This window comes from Pseudoalteromonas sp. RWi3 (assembly GCF_054960735.1).
Map to the genome: position 1 here is coordinate 150,668 of NZ_JBHNYL010000009.1, position 12,444 is coordinate 163,111.

General features: G+C 38.6%; 11 protein-coding genes. 3 read left to right on the plus strand and 8 right to left on the minus strand.

Annotated features, from left to right (window positions below; translation table 11 throughout):
• Positions 1-155 precede the first annotated feature (155 nt).
• The 3 genes from ACFI4Z_RS13080 to exaC all read right to left on the minus strand — a co-directional run bounded on the left by ACFI4Z_RS13080 (position 156) and on the right by exaC (position 2,638).
• Positions 156-590, minus strand: coding sequence for a hypothetical protein (locus tag ACFI4Z_RS13080; protein WP_462670973.1), 435 nt, complete (start codon positions 588-590; stop codon positions 156-158).
• 133 nt (positions 591-723) lie between these two features.
• The gene (locus tag ACFI4Z_RS13085; protein ID WP_462670974.1) at positions 724-1,044 is read right to left on the minus strand and encodes a PspC domain-containing protein; all 321 of its coding nucleotides are present in this window, start codon (positions 1,042-1,044) and stop codon (positions 724-726) included.
• 73 nt (positions 1,045-1,117) lie between these two features.
• The gene (exaC, locus tag ACFI4Z_RS13090) at positions 1,118-2,638 is read right to left on the minus strand and encodes an acetaldehyde dehydrogenase ExaC (RefSeq protein ID WP_462670975.1); all 1,521 of its coding nucleotides are present in this window, start codon (positions 2,636-2,638) and stop codon (positions 1,118-1,120) included.
• Between the two features lie 173 nt (positions 2,639-2,811).
• Here exaC and ACFI4Z_RS13095 point away from each other — a divergent pair, with 173 nt between their 5' ends.
• Positions 2,812-3,762, plus strand: coding sequence for an AraC family transcriptional regulator (locus tag ACFI4Z_RS13095; RefSeq protein WP_462670976.1), 951 nt, complete (start codon positions 2,812-2,814; stop codon positions 3,760-3,762).
• A gap of 181 nt (positions 3,763-3,943) precedes the next feature.
• Positions 3,944-5,029 (plus strand): methyl-accepting chemotaxis protein, encoded by a 1,086-nt coding sequence (locus ACFI4Z_RS13100; RefSeq protein WP_462670977.1) that lies wholly within the window; start codon positions 3,944-3,946, stop codon positions 5,027-5,029.
• Between the two features lie 94 nt (positions 5,030-5,123).
• Here the strand turns inward: ACFI4Z_RS13100 and ACFI4Z_RS13105 are convergent, their stop codons facing one another.
• Positions 5,124-5,540: a type 2 periplasmic-binding domain-containing protein gene (locus ACFI4Z_RS13105; protein ID WP_462670978.1), complete on the minus strand. Its 417-nt coding sequence runs from the start codon at positions 5,538-5,540 to the stop codon at positions 5,124-5,126.
• A gap of 10 nt (positions 5,541-5,550) precedes the next feature.
• Positions 5,551-6,630 carry a porin gene (locus ACFI4Z_RS13110; protein WP_462670979.1) on the minus strand — a complete coding sequence of 360 codons (1,080 nt, stop codon included), beginning with the start codon at positions 6,628-6,630 and terminating at the stop codon, positions 5,551-5,553.
• A 414-nt stretch (positions 6,631-7,044) separates the two neighbouring features.
• Here ACFI4Z_RS13110 and ACFI4Z_RS13115 point away from each other — a divergent pair, with 414 nt between their 5' ends.
• On the plus strand, positions 7,045-9,225 hold the full coding sequence (locus ACFI4Z_RS13115; RefSeq protein ID WP_462670980.1) for an OsmC domain/YcaO domain-containing protein: 2,181 nt from the start codon (positions 7,045-7,047) through the stop codon (positions 9,223-9,225).
• A gap of 91 nt (positions 9,226-9,316) precedes the next feature.
• Here ACFI4Z_RS13115 and ACFI4Z_RS13120 read toward each other — a convergent pair whose 3' ends face one another.
• The 3 genes from ACFI4Z_RS13120 to ACFI4Z_RS13130 form a co-directional block, all read right to left on the minus strand.
• Complete coding sequence (locus ACFI4Z_RS13120; RefSeq protein ID WP_462670981.1) at positions 9,317-9,721, minus strand: DUF1801 domain-containing protein; 405 nt, start codon at positions 9,719-9,721, stop codon at positions 9,317-9,319.
• Positions 9,722-9,738: 17 nt separating this feature from the next.
• A complete protein-coding gene (locus ACFI4Z_RS13125) occupies positions 9,739-10,353 on the minus strand; it encodes a DUF1287 domain-containing protein (RefSeq protein WP_462670982.1) in 615 nt (204 codons plus the stop codon).
• A 118-nt stretch (positions 10,354-10,471) separates the two neighbouring features.
• Complete coding sequence (locus tag ACFI4Z_RS13130) at positions 10,472-12,307, minus strand: diguanylate cyclase (protein ID WP_462670983.1); 1,836 nt, start codon at positions 12,305-12,307, stop codon at positions 10,472-10,474.
• Between the last annotated feature and the right edge of the window lie 137 nt (positions 12,308-12,444).

A 12,444-nucleotide genomic window follows, 5' to 3' on the forward strand; every position in this document is an offset into this window, starting at 1 on the left:
CGAGCTAACTTGAAGTTTTATACAGGTTAATAGAGAGCTAAACCTCAGTCACATAAAGCCATGTTCTCGATAATTACTATTTTGCTTAAGACTTTTTATCAATAAATTAAGTCGGTTCCCACAAAAAATACTGGACTGCATTTTAAACACGTTTCCTATGTGTTTTTAACCATTATCTGATTAATTTTATACTGCATATAAATCACATGAAATAGCGAGGTACTTAACGAATTTAACCAAAGTGTGTCACCCTTTTTAGCCTTAGTCATTAAATTAATACGGTTGCGTACCATGACTATCCAAGTCACATCAAAAATACTTGATACCACATGCAAGCCAATAGAGCTTCTTAAAACGCTAGAGTCATGAAAATTAGTAAGCCCATAGATTAAGCTACCCAATGAAACAACAAATAGCACACTCGCTGTTACAATAAATAACGTGGGTATTTTATACTCTGTATGTTTATTTATTTGGTTAGAAAAAGTATATAGTTTGTAGATCAGGTATACGCCAATCGTCAGCAAACACAAAACAAGTGTTTTTATTACTGAGTCAACATCAAACACCCCTGTCAGTCCTTTTTGCATTTAATTTCCTTGAATTAACTCAATATCGCGTTTTTAAACAGCACAACCACAAATTAATAGTGACAAAACTAAACGTACTGGATTTACAAAGCAACTCTCCCTATTAAAAAACGAGTGCTAATCTGCGCTGTTTTTATAATGCAGTGCTTTGTGCCTTAAATGCCTCGCCATAGCCTGTGTTGACGGATAACAAGGTAAAATAAGCCATAAAACAACGTATAACAATACGGGAATAACTAAAAAAACTGCTAAATATAAAAGCTAATCGTAAGCCATTCTTTCTCAAATTGTAATGATCAGCTAACTCCGAACATACACCGCCAAAAACACAGGATTCGCCCCGTGTTAATAATTTTACTAATGCTAGATAAAATTGAGACTCAAGATAATTAAAATTATAGTTAAATATAAAGAGGCTATGAAAAAATTCGCTTTTATATGAGCTGAAAGCCATTGCTTTGAATAAAAAAAGCGCTGCAAAAATACAGCGCTTGACATTACTTTATGTACTGAGGAATGCCTAGTAGTTAAAAAAAGCCAAGTGGATCTTCGCTATAACTTACTAATAAGTTTTTGGTCTGTTGGTAATGCTCAAGAGCGAGTTTGTGGGTTTCGCGACCAATACCTGATTTCTTATAACCACCAAATGCGGCATGCGCTGGGTACATATGGTAACAGTTGGTCCACACCCGGCCTGCCTCTATTTTACGGCCAAAGTGATAGGCACGGTTCATGTTACGGCTCCATACGCCTGCACCTAAGCCAAACTCTGAGCTGTTAGCAAGCTCAAGTGCTTCGGCTTCATCTTTAAAAGTCGACATAGAAATAACCGGGCCAAAAATTTCTTCTTGGAATACCCGCATATCGTTCGTGCCTTTAAGTAAAGTAGGCTGAATATAATAACCACCGTTTAGCTCTTCACTTAACTGTTCAATATTGCCGCCTGTGAGAACTTCTGCCCCTTCTTTTTTACCAATTTCAATGTAACTAAGTATTTTATCAAATTGTGCTTGAGATGCTTGCGCCCCTACCATGGTTTCACTATCAAGTGGGTTGCCACGTTTTATCTGCAGTGTGCGCGCTAAAATACGCTCAATAAACTGCTCGTAAATATCTTCTTGAATAAACAAACGTGATGGACAAGTACACACCTCACCTTGATTAAAGTAAGCAAGCACAGCTCCTTCAATAGCTTTACTTAAAAATGAATCATCTTTGTCCATTACATCATTAAAGAAAATATTGGGCGATTTGCCCCCCAGCTCAACTGTCGATGGAATAATGTTATCTGCGGCGCACTTTAAAATATGTGAGCCAACAGGAGTCGAGCCTGTGAAGGCAATTTTTGCGATACGAGTGTTTGTTGCGAGTGCTTCACCAGCTTCTTTACCAAAGCCATTAACAACATTTAATACACCCGCAGGTAGTAAGTCACCGATAATTTCCATCAACACTAAGATGGAGACTGGGGTTTGCTCTGCCGGTTTAAGCACAACACAATTACCCGCAGCAAGCGCTGGGGCTAATTTCCATGCCGCCATTAAAATTGGGAAGTTCCATGGGATTATTTGCCCAACTACACCCAGTGGTTCATGAAAATGATACGCAACAGTGGTTTCGTCTATTTCTCCAATAGAGCCCTCTTGAGCACGTAAACAGCCCGCAAAGTAGCGAAAGTGATCAGCAGCAAGTGGAATGTCAGCCGCTAACGTTTCACGAATCGCTTTGCCGTTATCCCATGTTTCAGCAACAGCCAATAACTCTAAATTTTGCTCAATTCGATCCGCTATTTTAAGTAAGATGTTACTGCGATCAGTAACAGAAGTTACGCCCCAAGCAGTTTTGGCTTCATGCGCTTTGTCGAGCGCCAGTTCTATATCTGCTTTATCTGAGCGTGGAATTTTACAAAACACCTCGCCGTTTACAGGGCTTATGTTGTCAAAGTATTGGCCATTTACAGGCTCAACCCATTGCCCACCAATAAAATTACCGTATTGCGATTTAAAATTAATGAGTGCGCCTTCTGCGCCAGGATTTGCGTAAATCATTGTGTGTCCTTTGATCAGTTGTTGCTCAATAGTTGCCTAATAAGGCTCAATATGGCGAGGTAATTATTAATTGTTTATCTGCCATTTATTGACATTAGCGTATATAAAGCATACAAACTTGATTGCCTGTCCAGAAAACGTGCCTGTGTGTCCAAACTTAAAAAGGGATTATGATGACAGCCTACTTAATGAATGAAAAGCTAACAAAGCAACGTAAAGCGGTTGATGTACTCATTGAAAACAAGCTCACTTTTGCCTCTGACAGTGCACACCTAAGTATCTATGACACATATAAAAATGCACAAAAAGTAGCATTACACTCCAGTGAATTATTATTCTGCGGCATGATCACTGGAAAAAAAATAATGCATGTAAACGACAGTGACTATCACCACGCATTTTTGCCCCAACAATCATTTGTGCTTGCCCCTGAGCAAGGGGTATTGATTGACTTTCCTGAAGCGTCAATGGCACAACCAACAACGTGCTTAGCCATTGAGATTAGTAGAGAGAAAATAAGCCAAGTAGCAGATGCGTTGAATATACAACAACAAATAAGCAAGGATGATTTCTTTCAATATACCCCGCAACTTGTTCACACTGAACACAATCAAAACACGCAGAGCTTATTAGAACGCATGGTGGGTTTATTTAGCGAGAATGAGCAAGACCGCAAATACTTGATTGAATTGAGCATTAATGAATTAATTACTCGCCTATTACAACAACAAAGCCGCGATTTATTATTGGCAAATAGCCAAAAACCAATCATTGATTGTGGTTTTACAGACGTTTTAAGGCATATTGAACACAACCTAAGTCACCAACTTGATATTGATGAACTATGTAAAATAGCCTGCATGAGCCGCAGTAAATTTTATCAACAGTTTAAACTTGCTTTTGGCCAAAGCCCTGCCCAATGGCAACAGCAATTAAGGCTTAAACTTGCACACTCACAATTACAACAGGGTAAGTCGGTTAGTCAGATTTGTTACGAACTTGGCTTTGCAAGCCCGAGTCATTTCAGCCGATTATTTAAAAGCGCGTTTGGCAAGCCACCTAAGAGCATGTTGATGCAAGTCAAAAATAAACTCGATAAAAAGTGCAATAATTCGCTGCAATAACCTAACTATGTATGTGGATGAACAGATTAGTTACTTATTGCCATTCACAAAATAAGAAAATTTAACGAATTAAATTTAAGATAAAGTTAACCTAATGTATTAATATGATTGTACTTCGTCTAAATCTAAGCTAATTTTATTGTTCGGGTCATCTTTGGATCCTCAATTACAGGAAATGTTCATGTTCGTCTCAAGTAAAACCTATTTAGCATCACAAAACCAATGTGAGGCGCTTTTAAAAGAAATTGAGTTATTAAAAGCCGACAATCAAGCAATCACCATCGAAAATGAACAATTGCACGCTCAGTTAAATCAGCAGTCATCAGACGAAGAACAACAATTTAATGCAAGCTTACTACAAAGTACAATTGAATGTATCAACCAAATTGAGGGCATAAGGCAGACAGTTTTAGAGTCATACACAACCATTGATGAAGAAAGTAAGGTGAGCTATCAAATCAGCGACCTTCTAGAGACTTCGAGTAAATCGCTTCAACAAATCATCCAAGAAATGGATCAAATGACCACTAAAATGGGCAGCATGACACAGAGTATCTCTGGGCTGTCGACTATGGCTGATAGCATTAATAACTTTGTAATCACCATTTCTAAAATTTCTGATCAAACAAACTTATTGGCATTAAATGCCGCTATTGAGGCAGCAAGAGCGGGTGAGGCTGGCAGAGGGTTTAGTGTTGTTGCCGATGAAGTAAGAACATTGGCCACTAACACCAATAAATCTGCGCAAGAAGTCTCTGAGCTTGTTAAAGGCATTATTAGTAAAACAAGTGAAACCGTTAACTCCGTTTCAACAATTCAAGACAACAACTCGCAGCTTTCAAGTAACTTTGGGGCATTAAATAATGATTACGGCACCATCATTGATCATTGCTCAAGTATGAAAAACACCATAACTAATGCTGCTATACGTTCATTTATTCAAACCGTAAAACTTGACCATATCGTATGGAAAGGCGAAGTATATGCGGTTGCTAATGGCACTTTAAATAAGTCGATTGACGATTTTAGTAACCATACAATGTGCCGCTTGGGCCAATGGTACAATTCTGAAGAAGCACAAGAGTTTAAGCAGCTTAATGCATTTAAACAATTGGAAGAACCGCATAAAGAAGTACATCGCAACGGCGTTGAAGCACTCGTGCTTATTCATAGCGGTGAAAAAGCAAATGCAATCAAGCATATTAACTTAATGGAAGCAGCCAGTGAGCGTGTTATGAATCTGCTTGATGATATAGCAAACCAATAAACCACAATTTTAGTCACAAATAACATCATAGCGCAGACATTAAAAAGTCGATGACGGTTTAAATGTAATCGACTTTTTATACTCACATATAGGGTCAGAACTTACCCACCGACTTAACAGTATCGTTGAGTGATGCAGCATCAATGTAGCCAATCATGCTGGGGTTTTTACTGATTAAATCGATTACATCTGCATCATTTGACACTTCTTTTGGCGGGGATCCCTTGCCCGTAAAAATAAGTTTTGACCAATACGCTTTGAGCTGGCTTCCAGATTTAGATAACACGTTACTATCAAACTCTTTACGTACTGTGGAATTATCTTCTTGGTTAATTGGAACAGCTTGATTCCCATCAGAAAACGATTTTGCTTTACCTAAAAAAAACTTAGAGATTTCTGATTGATCAAAACTACTACTATTAGATGGGTGAACAATAACAACAACTTCTGCATTTACTGAATAACAACCCAGTAATAAAAGTGGTAAGAGTAATTTTTTAAACACTATCATAACGTATTCCTTAAAATACCAAGTCAATGCCAAGTGAGATTGATTCACTATCACCTGCTACAGCAAGGTCAAATGATTCATCGTTCACTTTATCAAATTGCACTTTAAACGCTGCCGATGAATGAAAGTCCCAACGTACTCCAAGTGACGTAGTATTATGCTGCTCACCATCTTGCGAATCTTCTTTAAATTGAGAATATGAAACATAAGGTGTTACAGCATCAAAGCGATAACCTAGTGTGATCATTGAGGTATCGAGATTGCCATTTAAGTCTAAGCGATTTAATTCTGTTAAAACAAATATGTTGTCAAAATCTAAATTAACAGCCACGCCATAAAACTTACCAGTTCGGCTCGTTTCACCATCAAATAGCACACGTTCACCACTGCGATACCGTTCATTTTTATAAGTCATGTGAGTGAGCCGTACTTCAAACCACTCTTTATTTAGTTGCAGCACTGCGCCAAGCATGTCACGCCAAATCTCACGTGTTGGCTCTTTAAAGAAAAACTCGCTGAGTAATTTATTATCTTTATCGTCTTCTTCTCCATAGTAAAGATTTCCCATCACAGACCAGTCACCGATTTCTCCGCTGTATAAGGCGTTCACACCATTGTAATTAAAGATTTGCCAGGTGTAATTATCTGCAGGTGGGCGCATCCATACATAGGCGTAACCTACGTCATAGAAATCAGAATAATAAAATAGAGGTAAGCGTTTCTTTCCTGCTTGAATTGTCCAATTGTCATTAAGCTCATAGGATAAATAAGCCCACTCGATTGATGCATCAAAATCATTAGCGCCCCGTGCAACTATTTGCCCTGTCATAGACAAACCATCAGCTAAATCTGCACTTACCTGTAACCCAAATAAGCTCTCAGGTTTAAATGAAACATCTTCGTCATACGCTGAAACAATCGGATAATCAGCTAAAAAGGTAGGAGGTATATCGTATTGCGGGACACCACTTCCGGATAAAACTTTACCAGCATTAATACTGCTAAAGCCTGAGAAATTAATCTCGCCGTAAGAAACCCCCGTAAACAGTAAACAATTTACAGTTAATAACCAATACAGCTTTTTCATCATTTGCGTTACCTTATGATATGAGTATTTTGCAATATGCATAATTAAAACTAGACCAACATCAAAATATTGCTCATTAATCCAACAGATTATTTCAAAAATAAGTATGATAGGCACAAATACACGCCACTATAAAGTCTGACACTGTAAGCTCATCACTGTATATCCTCTGACTCAAATACTCTATTTTTCCTATAAACCTCTAAATATTTATCGCGTTTTTCACAAAAATAGACGTACTAAACTTTGATTGCGCGGGATCGTTACCCGTATTTATTTTATTTAACCTAAGACTATTACTTGTATGTGAGGCCTTAAAAAGCGGATAATTACCAATTAATGAAAATACACTGATTTAGTGTGGCTAAAACAAAGTAAAGCTAACTAAAAAAGTGCGCACGAAGGTGGACCAACTCAATGGAAATTAAAGTTAATTTTCTCGATAACCTTAGATTAGAAGCTAAGTTCGACGATTTCTCAGTCATTGCAGATCAACCAATCCGTTACAAAGGCGACGGCTCTGCGCCAAGCCCTTTTGACTACTTCCTGGCCTCCTCAGCTTTATGTGCTGCGTATTTTATAAAAGTGTATTGTAATGCGCGTGATATCTCGACCGACGGTATTCGCGTTGCGCAAAATAACATTGTTGATCCAGAAGATCGTTATAACCAAATTTTTCAAATTCAGGTTGAACTGCCTGAAAGCATTTCTGAAAAAGATCGCACCGGTATCCTGCGCTCAGTCGATCGCTGTACAGTAAAACGTGTTATTCAAACCAAGCCTGAGTTTAAAATTGACGCGGTAGAAAGCCTCGATAACGACGCAGAGGCTATGTTAATGACAAAGCCTGAGGGCAGCGAAAACACCTTTATTCTTGGAAAAGACTTACCGCTTGAGCAAACCATCGCTGATATGACCGCGATTTTAGCCGATTTGGGCATGAAGATTGAAATTTCATCGTGGCGCAATATTGTACCAAACGTGTGGTCATTACATATTCGTGATGCTGCCTCTCCAATGTGCTTTACCAATGGTAAAGGCGCAACTAAAGAAAGCGCATTATGCTCTGCCCTTGGCGAATTTATTGAGCGTTTAAACTGTAACTTTTTCTATAATGATCAATTCCTTGGTGAAGAAATTGCCAACAGCGAATTTGTTCATTACCCGAATGAAAAATGGTTTGCCCTTACTGACGATGATTCATTGCCTGAGGGCATTTTAGACAACTACACGCTGAGCATTTATAACCCTGAAGATGAGTTGTGTGGCTCACACCTAATCGACACAAACTCAGGTAATGTTGAACGCGGTATTTGCTCTATCCCGTATGTGCGCCAATCTGACGGCGAAACCGTGTATTTTCCATCAAACTTAATTGAAAACTTATTCTTAAGTAATGGTATGAGCGCCGGTAATAACTTTGCTGAGGCAAAAGTACAATGTTTATCTGAGATTTTTGAGCGTGCTGTTAAACGCCAAATTATCGAACAAGAAATCGTACTACCTGACGTACCAGAAGACGTGCTTGCTAAATACCCAGGTATTGTTGCCGGTATTAAAGGTTTAGAAGAGCAAGGCTTTCCAGTCGTTGTTAAAGACGCCTCCCTTGGCGGCCAATTTCCTGTGATGTGCGTGACATTAATGAATCCAAAAACCGGCGGTGTTTTTGCCTCATTTGGTGCACACCCTAGTTTTGAAGTTGCCCTAGAGCGCAGCTTAACAGAACTATTACAAGGTCGCAGTTTTGAAGGCTTAAATGACGTACCAAAACCAACTTTCAACAGCATGGCTGTCTCAGAACCTGAAAACTTTGTTGAGCACTTTATTGATTCAACCGGTAAAATTTCATGGCGCTTTTTCAGTGCAAAACATGATTATGACTTTGTAGAGTGGGACTTTTCGGGCACCAATGAAGAAGAAACGGCCAGCCTGTTCGGCATCTTAAAAGATTTAGGTAAAGAAGCCTACATAGCTGAGTTTTCAGACTTAGGCACCGCATGTCGTATTTTAGTGCCTGATTACTCAGAAGTTTACCCTGTTGAAGATTTAATTTGGGATAACACCAACAAAGCCCTTAAATACCGTGAAGACATTTTAAACCTGCACAGTTTAGATGAAGACCAACTTGCCGATTTAGTCGAGCGCTTAGAAGAAAGCCAGCTTGATAACTACACTGATATTATCACTCTAATTGGTGTTGAGTTTGATGAAAACACAGTTTGGGGCCAACTAACAATTCTTGAGCTTAAATTACTTATTTACTTGGCATTAGGTGATTTAGAAGCGACGATGGAATTGGTTGAAACCTTTTTACAATTTAACGATAACACCGTTGAACGCGGCTTGTTTTACCAAGCAATGCACGCCACACTTGAAGTTGCCTTAAATGATGAACTTGAAATTGAAGACTACATTCACAGCTTTACCCGCATGTTTGGACAAGAAGTGATGGATGCCGTGGTAGGTTCAATCAATGGCGATGTATTGTTTTATGGCTTAACGCCTACCAATATGCAGCTTGAAGGATTAGAGCGTCATCAGCGTTTAATCGACAGCTACAAAAAACTTCACGCTGCACGCGCTGCAAGGGCTAAGTAAAAAGAGTGAGCACGAGTTTGCGTGGTTAAAGGTTTGAGCCGTCGTCCTTCACGTAGGCTCAGCTTTACGCCGCGCTAATCAGCCATTAAATTTAAGCACCTAGCATTGGCAGGTGCTTTATTTTTTTGTAGCGCAGTGCCAAAGAGATACAATGGGCAAGTTCCTTGTTCGGCAATGCTTGATCAAGCTCAAACACCAACGCACGGTTACCTTGATAGATAAAGGTATCGCCGTATAGTTCTTTAAATGTATCGATTAGTTTTGTTTTACAATTAAAGTAAATACAAAACTGCTGCGGTGCTTTATCTTTATAATCGAATCTGATTGTTGAACCACATTTTGAGATATAACTGGGCTCTCCCCATTTCAAGGTTTCTTCAAGTTCGGTGATACCATCTTGTGCGGCAACGCCAAAAATTAAATTTCGAATATCGTGCAATAAAAGTGCAATATTGTCAGGGTAAGTCGTAAACTTTTGCTTTACGTTTTCATCCATATTTTTAAATATTTCCTTTATAGTTCAGCTGGCTTATACCGGTAATGCCCGGTGATTTTATAGCGAAACAGCACATCTTCTCGTTGTGGCCCGGCTCCGATGTTATGCACAATAAGCGGCGTTTTGTTATCTGCCGCGAGCTCATTTACCACGATACCTATATGCGGCAAATTGCCAGGCAGCATCCACGTAACAATATCACCCGCTTTATAGCTATCAGCATCATTAGTCATAGCTAGCACTGTACCGTGACGTTTAAAAAAAGTTTGTAAGTTGGGCACTCTGCGATGATCAATATTACTATCGGGTTTAGTTAAGCCCCATATTCTTTTTGAAGGATAAGAAGAGAAGTTATCGCGCATGTCTTCATGCACTAACTTTTGTAAATCAATCCCTAAAGCTCGGTAACTTCGAATAATTACATCAGTGCACACACCAATATTCGCAGGTACATCACCATTTGGGTAAGCAATGCGATGATAGGCGCCATCGTAACGTACATTATGTTGTGTTCTATCGTTTGCGGCGTTTACCAAGTCATCAGTAAATGTATTACTATGACTAAAAGCAGAAAACAATAGAGCGAGTAACAAGAAGCTATTGGTATTAACACCTAGAAACTTTAACTGCATTGTATTTCCCTTTACATTTAGCTTAGTTTTAACTGTTGGAACTAAAAAGCCCACTGAGCATCAGCCTAATTTTAAATTAGGTACGATGAGCGCCTTAACACCTTAACACCTTAACACCTTAACCAATAATCGTATTTCTGCCACTTCGTTTTGCTGTATACAAATTAACATCAGCACGTTTTGCAGCTTGTTTAGGCGATTCATCTGGAGCAACTTCCACAACCCCCATGCTCACCGTAGCTTTAATATTTTGTACCGTATGAGTTTGTAGCTCAATAGAGCTTCTAATTCTTTCTGCGACTTCTAAAGCATGTTGCAGTGATTGTTGCTCAAGTACTATTAAAAACTCTTCTCCGCCAACCCTACCAACCTTATCTGAGGAGCGCACACCTTGTAAAAGTGCATTAACCACTGACTTTATCAGTTCGTCACCCATATCATGTCCATACTGGTCATTAACCACTTTAAAGTGATCAATATCAATAGAAATAAGTGAATGAGCAATCCCTGTACTTTTGCTCTTACTAATTGCTCTTTTCTTCATGTCCAAAATAGCTCGGCGATTGGCAACACCGGTTAACTCATCTTTTAATGCCAATACTTTGTAATGTTGTTTATGTTGAACTTGCTTATAGGCATACACTGCCAACATTAAAAGTATCACACAAGCAAAGACTAAAGTTAGCCGCTGCCAAAGCGCCTTATCTACAGCTACAGCTAGTAATTTTTCTTTAATATCAGCAACTTCTTCGAGTCGAGCTATTTCTCGGTTTTGCTGATTTAAATTAAACATTAACCGTTCAGAAAGTAACGCCCTATCAGCTACATTATTCACTTGGGTATTTGCAATTGTTAGCAACTGTTTTTGTACATTAGCTTGTGTTTGGTAATCACCTTGTCGCATAGCTAAAGTAGCGTAAAACTGCAAATATCGCTTTGTAAAACTTGCAGGCCAATTTTGTTGCTCTAATTGAGCGAGTACATTATTTTCACGAACTGCACTGGATATCTGCTCTGTTGCTAAAAACCACTGAGCACGTGCCAATGTATATAAAAGCGTTATCCAATCACTTGTAATATCAAGTTTTTGTACTTGACTAAAATATTGCTGTGCTTTTTCAAACTCATTCAACTGAGTATAAAGCTGGGCAACTTTTATTACTAAGTAACCAAAACCATCATCATCTTCATATTGACGCACCGCAGAAAAGATCAATAAATATAGCTCAATAGCTTTACTAATTTCCCCTTTTAATTCATGCGCATAAGCAATTTCGTCAGTCACTTTATAATGTTCTTGCACATTAAATTTTGCCAACTCAGACTTTGCACGAAGTAACTGCTCAATCGCTAAATCATAGTTAAAAAGAGCTAAATGTATAGACGCTATCTCTCTTAGAGATAAAGCTCGTTCGTAATAGTTTTCAGCCAGTTCGAAAGCTTGGTAAGATTTTTGTGCAGCATCAAAAGCCAACTTGTATTGGCCTTTCGCTAAATAAACGCGGTTCAAGACAAGATTAGCAAAACCAATAGCAGAGGTTTGTGATTTATTATCAAGTTGTGGATTTAAAGTAACTTCAGCGATTGGCTGCAAAATCATTTTTGCACGTTCATATAAGCCTTGGCTGTAAAGTTGGTGGGCCTCACATACTCTAAGATCTTGCCAAAGCACTGCATCTCCTGAAAAGCTTATAACCTGCTTAGCCTCGGCTAAAAACACTTTAAATGCATGGCGCTTATCTAGCGTATCGGTATCAAAAAAGAGACACTTAAACGCCATAACCCTAGCATCGTCTAAGTCATCATTGTATGGCATACCAGCTTCAAGTGAAGCTAATACAGCCACAGACTCAGGCTTGGTGGTATACCCTTGATAAACGCGATCGATGCTATTTTTTACATCACTGGCAAAAATGCTGGTTGAAAAGAAAAAAAACAACAACGTCCTGTACATACTTTACAATCCCTTAGTCCAAAGCGAGGTATTTATTATTTAAGTATTTAACATTAAAATCCAAACAATTATTGCACTAAAATGAATTTGATAACAGATTGAAATAACAACTTCTTATCATCATAACCATTCTCGGG

What these genes read in the sequence shown, in the direction of transcription:
- ACFI4Z_RS13080 (WP_462670973.1), bottom strand. Translation starts at nt 590, where the DNA reads ATGCAAAAAGGACTGACAGGGGTGTTTGATGTTGACTCAGTAATAAAA.
- ACFI4Z_RS13085 (WP_462670974.1), bottom strand. Translation starts at nt 1,044, where the DNA reads ATGGCTTTCAGCTCATATAAAAGCGAATTTTTTCATAGCCTCTTTATA.
- exaC (WP_462670975.1), bottom strand. Translation starts at nt 2,638, where the DNA reads ATGATTTACGCAAATCCTGGCGCAGAAGGCGCACTCATTAATTTTAAA.
- ACFI4Z_RS13095 (WP_462670976.1), top strand. Translation starts at nt 2,812, where the DNA reads ATGACAGCCTACTTAATGAATGAAAAGCTAACAAAGCAACGTAAAGCG.
- ACFI4Z_RS13100 (WP_462670977.1), top strand. Translation starts at nt 3,944, where the DNA reads ATGTTCGTCTCAAGTAAAACCTATTTAGCATCACAAAACCAATGTGAG.
- ACFI4Z_RS13105 (WP_462670978.1), bottom strand. Translation starts at nt 5,540, where the DNA reads ATGATAGTGTTTAAAAAATTACTCTTACCACTTTTATTACTGGGTTGT.
- ACFI4Z_RS13110 (WP_462670979.1), bottom strand. Translation starts at nt 6,630, where the DNA reads ATGATGAAAAAGCTGTATTGGTTATTAACTGTAAATTGTTTACTGTTT.
- ACFI4Z_RS13115 (WP_462670980.1), top strand. Translation starts at nt 7,045, where the DNA reads ATGGAAATTAAAGTTAATTTTCTCGATAACCTTAGATTAGAAGCTAAG.
- ACFI4Z_RS13120 (WP_462670981.1), bottom strand. Translation starts at nt 9,721, where the DNA reads ATGGATGAAAACGTAAAGCAAAAGTTTACGACTTACCCTGACAATATT.
- ACFI4Z_RS13125 (WP_462670982.1), bottom strand. Translation starts at nt 10,353, where the DNA reads ATGCAGTTAAAGTTTCTAGGTGTTAATACCAATAGCTTCTTGTTACTC.
- ACFI4Z_RS13130 (WP_462670983.1), bottom strand. Translation starts at nt 12,307, where the DNA reads ATGTACAGGACGTTGTTGTTTTTTTTCTTTTCAACCAGCATTTTTGCC.